The organism is Proteocatella sp. QWL-06 (assembly GCF_058684135.1).
Window position 1 is genome coordinate 1,182,284 of the sequence record NZ_CM178755.1, and the last position, 14,931, is coordinate 1,197,214.

General features: G+C 36.3%; 14 protein-coding genes and 1 other annotated feature. Of the genes, 1 reads left to right on the forward strand and 13 read right to left on the reverse strand.

The window, feature by feature from the left end:
• Positions 1 to 77 precede the first annotated feature (77 nt).
• The 7 genes from purH to AC4PGZ_RS05640 all read right to left on the reverse strand — a co-directional run bounded on the left by purH (position 78) and on the right by AC4PGZ_RS05640 (position 6,420).
• On the reverse strand, positions 78 to 1,604 hold the full coding sequence (purH, locus tag AC4PGZ_RS05610) for a bifunctional phosphoribosylaminoimidazolecarboxamide formyltransferase/IMP cyclohydrolase (RefSeq protein ID WP_492160074.1): 1,527 nt from the start codon (positions 1,602 to 1,604) through the stop codon (positions 78 to 80).
• Positions 1,605 to 1,624: 20 nt separating this feature from the next.
• On the reverse strand, positions 1,625 to 2,212 hold the full coding sequence (gene purN, locus AC4PGZ_RS05615; protein WP_492160075.1) for a phosphoribosylglycinamide formyltransferase: 588 nt from the start codon (positions 2,210 to 2,212) through the stop codon (positions 1,625 to 1,627).
• Positions 2,194 to 3,231, reverse strand: coding sequence for a phosphoribosylformylglycinamidine cyclo-ligase (purM, locus tag AC4PGZ_RS05620; protein ID WP_492160076.1), 1,038 nt, complete (start codon positions 3,229 to 3,231; stop codon positions 2,194 to 2,196). The genes purN and purM overlap by 19 nt, the downstream gene beginning before the upstream one ends.
• A gap of 39 nt (positions 3,232 to 3,270) precedes the next feature.
• Positions 3,271 to 4,617: an amidophosphoribosyltransferase gene (purF, locus tag AC4PGZ_RS05625; protein ID WP_492160077.1), complete on the reverse strand. Its 1,347-nt coding sequence runs from the start codon at positions 4,615 to 4,617 to the stop codon at positions 3,271 to 3,273.
• A 1-nt stretch (position 4,618) separates the two neighbouring features.
• Positions 4,619 to 5,320 (reverse strand): phosphoribosylaminoimidazolesuccinocarboxamide synthase, encoded by a 702-nt coding sequence (purC, locus tag AC4PGZ_RS05630; protein WP_492160078.1) that lies wholly within the window; start codon positions 5,318 to 5,320, stop codon positions 4,619 to 4,621.
• A gap of 34 nt (positions 5,321 to 5,354) precedes the next feature.
• Entirely contained in the window at positions 5,355 to 5,846 is a 492-nt protein-coding gene (gene purE, locus AC4PGZ_RS05635; RefSeq protein WP_492160079.1) for a 5-(carboxyamino)imidazole ribonucleotide mutase, read from the reverse strand.
• 136 nt (positions 5,847 to 5,982) lie between these two features.
• A complete protein-coding gene (locus AC4PGZ_RS05640; RefSeq protein WP_492160080.1) occupies positions 5,983 to 6,420 on the reverse strand; it encodes a hypothetical protein in 438 nt (145 codons plus the stop codon).
• A gap of 211 nt (positions 6,421 to 6,631) precedes the next feature.
• Between AC4PGZ_RS05640 and fba the strand changes: the two genes are divergently transcribed.
• Positions 6,632 to 7,573 (forward strand): class II fructose-1,6-bisphosphate aldolase, encoded by a 942-nt coding sequence (gene fba / locus AC4PGZ_RS05645; RefSeq protein WP_492160081.1) that lies wholly within the window; start codon positions 6,632 to 6,634, stop codon positions 7,571 to 7,573.
• Positions 7,574 to 7,619: 46 nt separating this feature from the next.
• On the opposite strand, the gene AC4PGZ_RS05650 is transcribed toward fba, so the two are convergent.
• The 6 genes from AC4PGZ_RS05650 to AC4PGZ_RS05675 all read right to left on the reverse strand — a co-directional run bounded on the left by AC4PGZ_RS05650 (position 7,620) and on the right by AC4PGZ_RS05675 (position 14,908).
• Positions 7,620 to 8,990, reverse strand: a complete 1,371-nt coding sequence (locus tag AC4PGZ_RS05650; RefSeq protein WP_492160082.1) for a sensor histidine kinase — start codon at positions 8,988 to 8,990, stop codon at positions 7,620 to 7,622.
• Positions 8,983 to 9,669, reverse strand: coding sequence for a response regulator transcription factor (locus tag AC4PGZ_RS05655; protein ID WP_492160083.1), 687 nt, complete (start codon positions 9,667 to 9,669; stop codon positions 8,983 to 8,985). The genes AC4PGZ_RS05650 and AC4PGZ_RS05655 overlap by 8 nt, the downstream gene beginning before the upstream one ends.
• A 181-nt stretch (positions 9,670 to 9,850) precedes the next feature.
• Positions 9,851 to 12,958 carry an isoleucine--tRNA ligase gene (ileS, locus tag AC4PGZ_RS05660; RefSeq protein WP_492160084.1) on the reverse strand — a complete coding sequence of 1,036 codons (3,108 nt, stop codon included), beginning with the start codon at positions 12,956 to 12,958 and terminating at the stop codon, positions 9,851 to 9,853.
• 71 nt (positions 12,959 to 13,029) lie between these two features.
• Positions 13,030 to 13,271: a binding site (T-box leader), on the reverse strand.
• 50 nt (positions 13,272 to 13,321) lie between these two features.
• Entirely contained in the window at positions 13,322 to 13,840 is a 519-nt protein-coding gene (locus AC4PGZ_RS05665; RefSeq protein WP_492160085.1) for a DivIVA domain-containing protein, read from the reverse strand.
• A 4-nt stretch (positions 13,841 to 13,844) separates the two neighbouring features.
• Positions 13,845 to 14,645 carry a YlmH family RNA-binding protein gene (locus AC4PGZ_RS05670; RefSeq protein WP_492160086.1) on the reverse strand — a complete coding sequence of 267 codons (801 nt, stop codon included), beginning with the start codon at positions 14,643 to 14,645 and terminating at the stop codon, positions 13,845 to 13,847.
• A gap of 5 nt (positions 14,646 to 14,650) precedes the next feature.
• Complete coding sequence (locus AC4PGZ_RS05675; RefSeq protein WP_492160087.1) at positions 14,651 to 14,908, reverse strand: YggT family protein; 258 nt, start codon at positions 14,906 to 14,908, stop codon at positions 14,651 to 14,653.
• Positions 14,909 to 14,931 lie beyond the last annotated feature (23 nt).

Below are 14,931 nucleotides of genomic sequence, written 5' to 3' on the forward strand. Positions count from 1 at the left end.
TCCAGTCATGTATTTAATATAAAAGCCTATGAAAATGTAATAATTAAATTTCACAATTCATAGGCTGATATCAGAAATTAATGTTTAAAGTGTCTTGTTCCTGTAAATATCATTGAAATGTTTCTCTTATTACATTCATCAATAGATAGCTGATCCTGTATCGAACCACCAGGCTGTATGATTGAAGTTATGCCAACTTCAGCGGCGCGCTCCACACAGTCTGAAAATGGAAAGAATGCATCTGAAGCAAGCACGCATCCGTTCAGATCTTTGTCTGAATAATTGTTTATAGCTGCATCAAGAGCCCAGATCCTGGACGTCTGTCCTCCTCCTATGGCAACTGTAGATTTGTCTTTCGCAATGACAATAGCATTGGATTTGACATATTTACACACCTTCATAGCAAACAGGAGATCTTCTTTTTCATGTGGGGTCACATTTTTCTCAGTAACACATTCGAATTTCTCATCCGGCGCCTGATCAGAATCCTGAATAAGTAATTTTCCGCTGACATATTTCATGTCAAATTCTGATTTAGAAGCTTTAAAGTCTATAACAAGTATTCTAAGATTTTTCTTTATTCTGAGTATTTCAAGTGCTTCTTCAGTAAATCCGGGTGCAGCCACCACTTCAAGAAATATCTCTTTCATGATACTGGCCGCTTCGGCATCTACTATTCCATTCATTGCCACTATTCCTCCAAAAATAGACAGCCGGTCTGCCTCAAAAGCTTTCCTGAATGCTTCAGCAGGCGTTTTACCGACAGCTACGCCACAAGGAGTCGCATGCTTGAGAGCAACTGCTGCAAACTCATCATCATCAGCACTGAATTCTGCGCACAGCTCGACAGCAGTATTGAGATCATTAAGGTTGTTGAAGGAAAGTTCCTTACCATTTAACTGAATATAATTGCTGAAAAACGAATTTACAAAATTATCATTATACAGCTTTGCTCCCTGATGAGGGTTTTCTCCATATCTGAGCTCGTCAACCTTCTTGAATCCAAAAGTTACGCTGTCTGATTCTTTTCCTGTTTTTGACATGAAATATCTCGATATCATTGAATCGTAATATGCTGTTGCTGTAAATGCCTTCATTGCAAGCTCCTCACGAAATTCAAGAGTTATCTTGTCTTTCTTTAGCAGTTCTGCGACATTATCATAATCAGCAGGCCTTACTACGACAAGTACATCTCTATAGTTTTTTGCAGCAGATCTTATCATGGACGGTCCGCCAATATCTATATTTTCTATCATGGCTTCATGAGATCTGTTCAATTTAAGAGAACCTTCAAAATCATAAAGATTAACTACAACAATGTCTATCGGATGTATACCATGTCTGGATATTGTTTCTATATGTTCAGGGTTATCTCTTTTATAGAGAATACCGCCATGAATCAGAGGATGCAGGGTTTTAACTCTTCCATCCAGTATTTCTGGAAAATCAGTCACGCTATCAACAGGAGTCACACATACTCCGCTGTTTGCTATTTCTTTCAAAGTACCACCAGTTGATATTATTTCATATCCCATTTCTGATAATTCTTTTGCAAATTTAACAACCCCAGTCTTATCAGTCACACTTATGAGTGCTCTTTTCATATTCACACCTCTTGTTTCAATTATAGATTAACATTCCCGTTGTAATTATTCTCCATGATTTTTATAGCTTTTTTCAAAATTCCGTGCTCAACAGTAAGTACTTTTTTTTGTATATCTTCTGCTGATGCGCAATCTGTTATGTCTATTTTTTCCTGAATGATTATGTCTCCGCCATCAACGACATCTGTTACCTTGTGAACAGTGGCTCCACTTTCTGTTTCCCCGGATTTATAAACCTCTCTGTGAACATGCATCCCATACATCCCCTTTCCTCCGTATTTTGGAAGAAGTGAAGGATGGATATTAATAATCATATTCTGATATTTTTTTATGACCTCGGTGCTGATTATTTTCAGATATCCTGCAAGAACCAGCAGATCTATTTTTCTATCTATCAGAATATCCAGCAGATCATTGTCATTGTTTATTACTCTGGTCTCAATACCCGCTTCCTGTGCTCTTTCAAGAGCGTAGGAAGCGGAATTATCTGAAATTACAATTTCAATTCTAGACGAAAAAAATTTATTGTTCTGAGATTCAATTAGCGCCTGAAGATTGCTGCCACTCCCAGAAACAAGTACAGCTATCCTTAATGAATTATTTCGCATGATCTGTTACCCGCAGTTACACTTCCGATTATGAATGCATTGTCATCCGTATTTTTATTAATATATTCACACACATTTTCAGCACATTCATGTGAGACAACTACAACCATTCCTATTCCCATGTTGAAGCTTCTGTACAATTCTTCCTGCTCTACGAGATTCAGCTCTACGATTTTATTGAATATTTCAGGCATAGTCCATTTTGCAGTTATGACCTCAGCTTTGCAGTTTTCTGGAAGTATGCGAGGCACATTTTCGATCAGACCCCCTCCTGTTATATTTGCAATCCCTTTTAGGCTGAAGTTTTCTATTAGCTCCAGAATAGTCGATACATAAAGCTTTGTTGGAGTAATCAGCAGATTTCCAATGCTGTTACTCATATTATCCAGTTTTTCTTCAGGTTCAAGCTTCAAATGGTCGAAAAATATTTTTCTGGCAAGTGAATATCCATTTGAATGAAGTCCTGACGAACCTATTCCAATGATTACATCTCCTGGACATATTTCTGATCCATCAATTATCTTCTTTCTGTCAACTATCCCTACGGAAAAACCACCAAGATCATACTCATCTTCATCATACAGGCCAGGCATTTCAGCGGTTTCTCCACCTATAAGTGCACAGCCTGATTTTTTGCATCCATCTGCTATTCCACCGACTATCTCAGCTATTTTAACAGCGTCAACTTTCCCGGTAGCTATATAATCAAGAAAAAATAAAGGGCGTGCTCCCTGACATATCAGGTCATTTACACACATGGCAACAAGATCTATTCCGACTGTATCGTGAATTCCCATTTTTTGTGCTACAAGCAGCTTTGTTCCCACACCATCAGTTGACGCAAGCAGTGCGGGTTCTTCCATGTGCATAAACTCCTTAAGAGAAAAGCCGCCGGCAAAAAGCCCTATCTCTCCTATAACACCATTTATATATGTTTCCTTGACCTTATTTTTCATTAAATCTACGGCCCTGTTACCTTCACTTATATTGACTCCAGAATCCTGATAGCTTATTTTCATATTTACCTCCAACGCAATATAATTATCAATCTGCAAGACTTAAACCAGACACGGATCTACCGGATACAATCCATCAAAGCACGCTTTACATAGCTTGTCGCCACCTATTCTTGCAGCCTCAGTCATACCTTCTATGGAAATGAAAGCCAGACTGTCCGCTCCAATAAGCTCTTTTATCTCTTCTATACTCATAGAAGCTGCGATAAGATTTTTACGGCTTGGTGTATCTATTCCATAATAGCATGAGTATTTTACAGGAGGAGCAGTTATTCTCATGTGAATTTCTTTTGCTCCGGCATTACGAAGATTCTGTATCAGATTTCTTGAGGTTGTTCCTCTCACTATTGAATCATCAATAAGAACTATACGCTTATCCTTAACTACATGTGACAAAGGATTCAGTTTCAGCTTCACAGCAATTTCTCTTTCTTCTTGAGTTGGCTTTATGAAGGTCCTTCCCATATATCTGTTTTTTACAAGCCCCTCAGCCAGAGGAATCCCTGATTCCTGCGAATATCCTATGGCAGAAGGATATCCTGAATCCGGCACAGGAACTACCAGGTCAACATCACACGGCGATTCTCTCCACATGATTTTTCCTGAGCGTCTTCTAAACATGTATGAGTTGATATCATCAAGTGTAGCATCATTTCTGGCAAAATATATGTGTTCAAATATGCAGTGACTCTTTTTTGACTGATGCTCAAACATGTATGAATGCTCACCCTCACTGTCTACTACTACAATCTCACCAGGGGCAACATCTCTTGTAAATGTGCCGCCAAGTATCTCAATAGCAGCGTTTTCAGATGCGAATATCGTTCCATTTTCGATATTCCCCATAACGAGCGGTCTTATCCCGTGTGGATCTCTCACTGCGATAAGCTTGTCTTTAAGCATAACTACAATAGAATATGCTCCCTCGATTCTTTTCATAGTATCTTTGATTGCTTCTACAATGTCACCCTTATAGTATCTTGTTATCAGGTACAGTATTACTTCAGAATCTATTGTTGTCTGAAACATCATTCCGTCTTCTTCAAGCCTTGACTTGAGTATCTGATAGTTTATGAGATTTCCATTGTGAGCAAGTGATATCTGTTCACCTTTTGTATATCCAAGAAGTGGCTGAGTATTATAATCATATGACCCTCCGGCTGTTGAATACCTTACGTGCCCTATTCCTATATTTCCGTTTAACTCATCAAGTATATTTGGCTTGAAAACATCTATAACAAGTCCCATTCCATTTCTTCTGATGATTTTTTCTCCATCTGACACAGAGATTCCGCAGCTTTCCTGCCCTCTGTGCTGAAGGCAGTTAAGTCCATAAAACAGCTGCTTGTTTACGTTAGAATTCTTGTATATGCCAACGATACCACACATATTAACCTCTTATCCTTTTAAGAACTTCTTCATATCCTTCAATGAGGTTTCCAAGATCTCTTCTGAATCTGTCCTTATCCATCTTAACATTAGTCTCAGAGTCCCACAGTCTGCATGTATCAGGAGATATTTCATCTGCAAGTATAATTTCTCCGTCATCTGTTTTTCCAAATTCTATTTTAAAATCAACAAGCCTTAATCCGACCTTCTTGAAAAATTTGATAAGCAGCTTGTTTATTTCAAGTGTCACGAGTTTGATTTTCTCAAGCTCATCACGTTCAATAAGGCCAAGCGCAACTGCGTGATCATCATTTATCAGAGGATCACCAAGTTCATCATTTTTGTAACAAATTTCAAAGATTGGGTGCTTGAACTCAATACCTTCTTCAAGCGCAAGCCTCTTACAAATTGATCCTGCGCTTATGTTTCTAATTATTACTTCAAGTGGAAGTATGGTTACTTTTTTTACGATCATGTCTCTTTCGTTTACAGTATTTATATAATGAGTCTTGATTCCCTCTTTTTCAAGCATTTCAAATATAACTGTCGATATTGCGAGGTTCAGCTCACCTTTTCCCATTATTACATCTTTTTTCTCTCCATTGAAAGCAGTTGCATCATCCTTATAATGAATAAGGTATTCGTCAGCATTTTCTGTTAAATATACCTGCTTTGCTTTTCCTTCATATAACATATTTTTCATATTGTTCTCCTTTATAGAATCAATCCAGTTTATATTATGCCATTTCAATTTCCCTTAGAAGTTTTTTTTCTGCCTCAAGAACCTGCTCTGCCATCTCTTTTTTATACAGATACATCTTATTTTCGATAGTCTTGTCAGATACAGCCAGTATCTGGCATGCAAGGATTGCCGCATTTTTTGCTCCATCTATTGCAACTGTAGCAACAGGAACACCAGGCGGCATCTGTACGATTGAAAGCAGGGCATCCATTCCCTCAAGAGCTGAAGACTTGAGAGGAATTCCAATGACAGGCTTGATTGTCTTTGAAGCTATAACTCCAGGTAAGTGAGCCGCCTTGCCGGCAGCAGCTATATATAAGCTTATGCTTTCATCATTTACTCTGATATAATCCTCAAGTTCTTCACCAGTCCTGTGCGCTGAAAGTGCTCTCAGCTCAAATTCAACATCAGTTTTTTTAAAAAAATCACATGCTTCTTTAATTTTAGAATAATCATTTACCGATCCTAGAATTATCGATATCTTCATAACTTCTCCTTTTTATGAACAATAAAATTTTTTATACAAGTGATAGTTCGTATTAAGTCGAAATATTATTTATATATAGATCCTTATATTCACACTTTATCATCATTTCGGAAATATTTCAATAGTTTTAATGAATTTATTCCACATCTTCCTCGTATAAGTAATCCAGGGCAGAATCAAGCCCTGTCATAAGAATCATGGCAATTAAGGAAGTGAGTTTAAGATTGCTGAAAATGGAAGCATCAAAACCTGCAAATGGTATCTGTAGAATTATCATCAGATATATATAAGATATTAAGGCAAACATTGTGAACTTGATCCAGAATAATATTTCATGAATGGTGCCATTTTTGTCAGTAATAGCTTTTTTTACAGCTGAAATCATTTCAAATAACTCTGCTGTAATTATAACGAAAATATAATCGGGAATGTAAGCTCTCATGTCAGTGTTGACAATAGATATAATTAATCCAGCTGTAATAAGAAATATAGTCTCAACTAAGGTAAAAATGATGATTTGCCTTACAGAGAGCTTTCTTATGTTGACTTTTACATATTCGAATAAAGATAACATCGTTTATCCCCTCCTAGTCTTTGTTACACTCATTATATGCCAACTTTACTGAATTTTCAATAAATTATATATAATGTTTTGCCTCTGCTTCAGTGTATAATTACAATATATTCATTTTCTTCTTTTCATTTTCAGATAAAGGTTATATAATAGGCATAAGGAACATAGTTGTTTTTAATTAATAGAGATGTGTTAACACGGGAGGTAAGAAATGCCATTAATGAATAGCAGAGAAATATTCAAGAACGCTTATGAAGGTAAATATGCAATAGGAGCATTCAATGTAAACAATATGGAGATAATCCAGGGTATTGTATCAGCTGCGAAAAAAGAAGAGTCAGCAGTCATACTACAGGTTTCTGCAGGTGCAAGAAAATATGCAAACCCTATTTATCTCAGAAAACTGGTAGAGGCAGCTATTGAAGAGACAAATCTTCCTATAGTCCTCCATCTTGATCATGGTGACAGTTTTGAATTATGCAAATCATGCATTGATGACGGCTTTTCCTCAGTTATGATAGATGGATCGGCACTTCCTTTTGAACAGAATATTGAGCTGGCAAAAAGAGTCGTTGATTATGCGCATGAGAGGAATGTCACAGTTGAAGCTGAACTTGGAAAACTGGCTGGAGTTGAGGATGAAGTTAATGTAAGCGCTGAAGACGCAACTTATACAGATCCTGATCAGGCTGTTGAATTTGTTGAACGTACAGGCATAGATTCTCTCGCTATTGCAATAGGAACAAGTCATGGGGCATACAAGTTTACAGGTGAGCCTAAACTTGATTTTGCAAGACTTGAAAAGATATCTAATATGCTCCCTGATTTTCCACTTGTTCTTCACGGTGCATCGTCTGTAATACCTAAATATCTTGAAATGTGTAATATGTATGGTGGACAGATACCTGGCGCAAAAGGTGTACCTGAAGAAATGCTTAACAGTGCTTCAAAGTTCGGTGTATGCAAGATAAATGTAGATACAGATTTGAGAATGGCTATGACTGCAGCTATAAGAAAAGTAATGATTGAAAATCCAAAGGAATTCGATCCAAGAAAATATCTGGGACCTGGCAGAGATGCTATTGAAGAAATCGTAAGACACAAGATAAACGAAGTATTCGGAAGTACAGGATCAGCACTAAAATTCAAATAATGTAAAAAAGATTGTCTACCTTATTATCAGGTAGACAATCTTTTATTTATTTATTCATTTGTTTATTAAGATGAATTTCAACACATGCTCCAGTGTCATTTCGGTTGTATGCATAAACAGTACCATTATAATTTTCTACTGTACTTTTTACTATGGAGAGTCCCAGGCCGGTTTTACCTCTGTCTCCCTTGAAAAATCTTTCAAATACATGAGGAAGTTCTTTTTCCTCAAAACCTGTTCCATCATCACAGAGCCTTATTATTAAGCCATCATCTGTTTCTGACTCTATTATAATTTCTGATTTAGCATACCTGATGGAATTCGATATAAGGTTGGAAAAAATCCTGAAAAGATGTTCTTCTTCCATATCAATTTTTATGTCTGATCCCACATTATTTCTAATGATTATAGCCCTCTCATTCAGGATAATCTCAAATCTGGATAATATTTCTTCAATAAAATCCTTCAGATTTATTTCATTGATTTTATCCTTTGCGTCAGTGTTGTCATCAAGCCTTGTAAGATACATTATATTATTAACTATTTCAGCAAGCTTGTTAGTCTCCTCGATTATTATATCAAGGCTTGGTACAATATCTTGAGGTGATACCACCCCATCTTTTATCGCTTCTGCATACCCATGTATGGACATAAGCGGTGTCTTGAGCTCATGCGATGAATTTTGAAAGAAGTCTTTCTGCTGCCTGTCATATTTAACCAGGTTCTGGGCCATATTCTTGAATTCAGTGTTCAAATCTGCGATTTCATCCTTCGTGTTAATATCCTCCCATTTATTTTCTCCGCTTATCCTGAATTTTGAAATATTATGCTTGAGCCTGTTTACTGGATTAATAAGGTTTCTCTCGAAAATAAATGCAATCAGTATAGATATCAGAAGGGACATTGCAAAACCTACTATAGCTGCTTTGTTTATGAGTGCATTTATGAGACTGGTATCTTCTTTTTTAGCAAGCGCAAGCAGATATCCTATGACTTCAGAGTCTTTATCAAGAATTTTAGTTTCATGGACAAAATATTGATTTTTATCAAAGTTGCCTACTGAGAAGTCTTGAAGATCTGATTCCTTTTTCCAGGACTGATATATCACTTTTCTGTTGTTATCAAGTACCAGAATATTTGTTGATGCAAATCTCACTGAGTATTTAAAAATAGCATCATTTGGGAAAATATCTTCTAGCGTGATCTTTTCACCAAATAAAGAATAGATACTCTGATAGCTGCTTAGATTGTTTTCTATCTGCTGAGCTATTACATTAGCATCATTCTGAAGATCCTGGAGTATCTGATTGTTAAGATTTTCAGTGAAGTTTATTTTTGTTATGCTAAGACTTGTGCTTATAGTGAATATGACAATAATGATATAACTGAATATTATTTTTTTTCCAATCTTACTCATCGTTCATTACCTTATATCCAAATCCCCATACAGTCTGAATTTCGACGCTCGATCCTGATTCCTTCAGCTTTTTTCTCAGCCTTTTTATGGTATCATCTACGTTTCTGTCATAACCATCATATTCATAGCCCCATATGCTCTGGATTATTTTATCTCTGGACAGTGGATATCCCTTATTTTCAACAAGATATTTGATTACTTCATATTCTTTTGTGGTCAGCGCAATTTCCTTGTCGGAAATCTTTGCTATCCGCTGCTCAGGAAATATGCTTAGTTCCTTGAGTGTAAGCACATTTTCCTCTTTAGCTGGGCACTGGCTTTCTACTCTTTTCAGGATATTTTTTATCCTTACGATAAGTTCTCTTACGCTGAATGGCTTTGAAAGATAGTCATCAGCTCCAAGTTCAAGGCCGAGAATCCGGTCAAGCTCTTCATTTCGTGCAGAGACAAATATTATTGGAACATCGCTTTCCTTACGGATTTTTTTGCAAAGGTCGAGCCCGTTTGTGCCTCTCATCATTATGTCAAGAACAATCAGATCGGCACCATTCAATTTAAAATAATCATAAGCTGAATCCGCATTATCAAAATCATTTACATCATATCCTTCCTTTATCAGGTACATGACTATTATCTCCCGGATTCTCTTCTCATCATCAACCACTAATATTTTTTTCATAATACCCTCTCTGTGAATCTGTATAATATAGTTCATTTATTTATTTCTAATACTATTATTACATGTTTTGAAATAAAAATAATGAGTTTTTTGTAAAAAATTCCATATTATGTTACATTTTAATTTTCTGTAAAAAAAACAGATTCCATTTTATTAGAATCTGTTTTCTCGAATTAACTCATTATGCTTTTGTTATTCCTATCTTTACATTCTCTCCATTTAATACATCTTCTGTCATATCTTCAGATTCCTGATTTATTATTTCCAGAGCGAGAGTCTCTTCCTTGATATATTCAAGGTGAATGTTTACTGCATTCATGAACTTTTCACTTCCTGTAATATTTATAACTATATTGTCCATCATCTGAAGATCCTTGCTTTTTCTCATCTGCTGAACTCTTGAGATGCATTCTCTTGCAAAACCTTCATTTATTAGCTCTTCAGTAAGATTTGTGTCAAGTATGATAAACAAATTATTTTCTGTAGCTACATCAAATCCTTCTTTTGCAGCTATGTTTATAAGAACATCATCCTTACTCACATTATAGATTTCGCCATCAAGATCAAAAGAAATGTGCTGACCAGACTCAAGCTTTTCAACAGCATCTTTAGGATCTAATCCTGCAAGCTGTGATGAGAATAGCTTAAGCTTTGAGCCTAATTGTTTACCCAGAACCGCAAAATTTGGCTTGAGTGAGAAATCTATATACTCGTTAAGATTTGCTGAGTATACTACTTCTTTTACGTTAAGCTCTTCTTCTATAAGAGGGGTTAAATCTCCCATTACAGGCTCGATTTTTGAGTCAACATAAACCTTTGCGATTGGTTGTCTTACTTTTATCTTTACTGCCTCTCTTGATGCTCTTCCTAGAGTTACCAGGTTTTTCACAAGATCCATCTTTTCTTCAAGAGCATTATCTATAAGCGATTCATTGCATGAAGGATAATAGCTTAGATGCACTGAATCTTCTCCAGTTAAATTTCTGTAAATCTCCTCAGAAAGGTAAGGGGCAAATGGAGCAACCATCTGTGATATACCTACAAGTATCTCATATGTTGTGTTGTATACTGATTTTTTATCTTCGGTAAGTTCTGTTGACCAGAATCTTCTTCTCGATCTTCTTATATACCAGTTTGAAAGATCTTCATTTACAAAATCCTGTACCGCTCTTACCACTTTCGTAACCTCATAAGCTTCTAGTTCTTTTGCAACCAGATTTTTAAGGTTATTGAATTTAGAAAGTATCCATCTGTCAAGTTCAGGTCTTTCAGAATACTCTACGAAGAATTCCTTCGGATCTATGTTGTCAGTATTTGCATAAAGTACAAAGAAATTGTATACGTTTTTGACTGTTCCAAAGAATTTGCTTTGGACTTCCTTAAGTCCATCTACGTCAAATTTGGTTGGTACCCAAGGAGGAGATACATAAAGCAGGTACCATCTGAGGACATCGGCTCCAAATTTGTCAAACATCTCAAAAGGATCTACAGTGTTCCCTCTTGATTTTGACATTTTCTTCCCATCCTTATCAAGAATAAGATCGTTTACAAGAACATTCTTATATGGAGCTTTTCCTGTTACAAATGTTGATACGGCAAGAAGTGAATAGAACCAGCCTCTGGTCTGATCAATTCCTTCGCATATATAGTTTGCCGGAAATAGCTGATCAAAGTTTTCTTTGTTCTCAAATGGATAATGATGCTGAGCAAATGGCATAGAACCGGAATCAAACCAGCAGTCAATAACATCTTTTACCCTTTCCATAGTTTCGCCGCATTTTTCGCATTTTATGTGGATATCATCAACATATGGCCTGTGCAGCTCAACTGTTTCAGGATCAACACTCTCAATTGCCCGATCAGCAAGTTCCTGTCTGGATCCAACAGAAGTCTTATGTCCACAGCTGCATGTCCATATATTCAGAGGAGTTCCCCAATATCTTGATCTTGAAATTGCCCAGTCGTTAAGATTTTCAAGCCAGTTCCCAAAACGTTTTTCTCCCACATATGCAGGGAACCAGTTGACTGTATTATTGTTTTCTATAAGTTTGTCTTTATATTTCGTAACTTCGATATAATAGCTTGGCTTTGCATAATATAAAAGAGGAGTCTGACATCTCCAGCAGTGTGGATAGTTGTGGTCCATCTTTTCTTTTTTGTATATCTGATTTTTAGAAGCAAGGTGCTTGATTATATCTACATCAAGGCCTTCTTCCATTACAAATCTACCTGCCCATGGAGTAGCTGTGTATTTTCCGTCTTCTCCTACCGGCTGAAGCACGGGAAGATCATATTTTCTTCCAACGTTATAGTCATCCTCACCAAAAGCTGGAGCTGTATGAACTATACCTGTTCCGTCTTCAGTGGTTACATAGTCACCCAGGACTACAAAGAAAGCTTTTTTGTCAGGCTTTACGAAGTCCATTAGCTGCTCATACTCGATGTACTCGAGATTCTTTCCTTCTATTTCTTCTAGTACTTCAAAGTCTTCTCCAAGAACCTTCGCAGACAGTGTTTTTGAAACATAATATATTTCATCGTTCTGCTTTACTTTAAGATATATTTCTGTTGGTGAAACCGCAAGTGCTACGTTTGACGCAAGTGTCCAAGGCGTAGTCGTCCAGGCAAGGAAGTATTCATTTTCTTTGCCAGCAAGCTTGAATTTCACAATAAGAGTATTGCTCTTTATCTCTTTATATCCCTGAGCCACCTCGTGTGATGCAAGTCCCGTTCCACATCTTGAGCAATAAGGCAATATCTTGTGTCCTTCATAGATAAGTCCTTCTTTAAAATATTTATCGAGTATCCACCATTCGGTCTCTATAAAATTGTTGTCAAGTGTTATATATGGGTTGTCAAGATCAATCATGTAAGCCATTCTCTCAGTCATGTCTCTCCACTGGCTTTCATACTCAAATACAGATTCTCTGCATTTTTCATTGAACTCCTTTATTCCATATTCTTCAATATCCTGCTTTGAGCTGAGGTTGAGTCTTTTCTCAACTTCTATTTCTACTGGAAGTCCGTGAGTATCCCATCCCGCCTTTCTTTTTACCTGATATCCCTGCATTGTTCTGTATCGGCACACATAATCCTTAAGCGTCCTTGCAATTACGTGGTGTATTCCAGGCTTTCCATTTGCGGTAGGCGGGCCCTCGTAAAAAACAAATGACTCTCCTTCTTCTCTTTCATCAACACAGCGATGCAGAAGGTCGATTCTGTCCCAATAATCTCTTATGGCTTTTTCACCTTCTGAAGCCGGTCCATTGTACAAATTGTTAAACTTCATATACTTCTCCTTTTCTAAAGTAATATATTTTTGAATTATTGTTTGTAATAAAAAATCCCCACACAAATATGTGCAGGGACGAATTATCGTGTTACCACCCTAGTTCAGACTGCACATACGTACAGACTCTCTGTGGTTTTTTAACGGTTACCAGCCGTAGCTCACTAATTAAACTATTTATCCTTACAGAATATGTTTGTTCATGAGTAATGCCAAAAGATGATATTCATGACAGTCATATTACAGGATTCGCACCATCCACCTGCTCTCTTAAATAAAATACAGTCACTACTGTTCTTTTCATTGCATTGATATTCACTGTTTATAAAGAGTATTCTATACGAATACTGCAAAATAATCAAGCTATTTTTTATTTTCTTCAGCATTTTCCTTCAGCATATCATCAGTAATCACGCTTATTCGTTGAGTTTCTTCGAATTTTCTGTCAAGTACGCCAGATTTTAAAGATACATCCCCCATCAATGTCGTCATCTTGTTCTTAAATAACACGAATTCCCTGCGGATATCTTCATATTCATTTTGTATTCTGATGACTTCATTGTTTGCTATATTTATTATGTTTTTTGCATTTATTCTTGCTTCTTCAAGTATAAGTTCTTTTTCCTTTACAGCATTTATCTGTATATCCTCAGCTGTTTTTTTTGAAACAATTAAAGTATCTTTGATTGAATTCTCTAAATTTCTGTAGCTGTCTATCTGCTCTTTTAAATATTCAAGCTTTGTTCTGAGGTCAGCGTTCTCTTTATAGATTTTCTCATAATCGCTTTTGACTTCTTCAATGAATCTGTCAACTTCCTGATCATTATAACCTCTCATTGCCTTTCGAAATTCTTTGCTTTCTATGTCCAGTGGAGTCAGCATATTCTCACTTCCTATACTTTTTAATCATTATTCTGATTTTATTTTTTTTAGTTACACAGATTTCTCCTGCAAAAATTATTCTTCCATATCCTTTTACAGAAATAACGCTTCCTTCTTTAGGAATCTTTGATGATACGCTTATTACTTCGTGATTTACCCTTACATTTTCGTTTTTTATCAAGTTCTGAGCTTTTTCTCTCGATATATCGAAACCTGATGATAAAATCGAATCAATTCTTATGGATGATACGCTGTATGAGTGCTCCGAATATTCCGGTTCTTCATAAAGAAAAGCATCTATGTCATATTCAGACTTTTGAATTCTTACATTTGCTATTTTTTCGAGATTAAATAGTATATAGTCCTTAAAATTCTCAAGTATTACTACATAAACCCCATCAGTATTTATGCATATATCGCCAATATTCTCTCGGTTTATTCCAAGCGAAAGTATACTGCCAAGATAGTCACGATGTCCAACATCTCTATATTTAAAATTACCGGCTATCCGTATCATGCTTATTGCAGACGGAATGTCCTCGGGCTTAAAATAATCGGGGTAGATGTACACAATCTTTCTTTCTGATTCTTCATATCCTCCAGATTCATGAAATGATATCCCGTCAATTCCTTTTAGTATGGAAACTAGGCTTGAGCATTCAAACGGATCCATGAATTTCGTGTGTTTTATTTCATAATTTCTTAATACGGAGTCCACCATATCAAGCGACCGGGTGAGCTTTATTTTAAGAGAATCACTGTTTATGTGATTTGTGAGATGGTTTTTATCAAGAAATACTGACATGCCATTTACCACAGAACATAAAACAGTATCTTTCTTATTACAGAAAGCAGTATCAATGCAATTACAGGAGATATATCTATACCTCCAAGATTGACATATCTGTAAAGCTGTTTTTGAATAGGGTTCAGGATTGGACTCACTATATTATCCAGTGCTTTTTTTAATGAATAAAGCCCATCAATATGAAACCAGGAAAGCACAGCGCTAAGTACAATTGCCATCTCTAAAAACTGTATAACAAGACTGGCTAATCTATATATCATTATTCTCTCCATTCCAGGTGAAA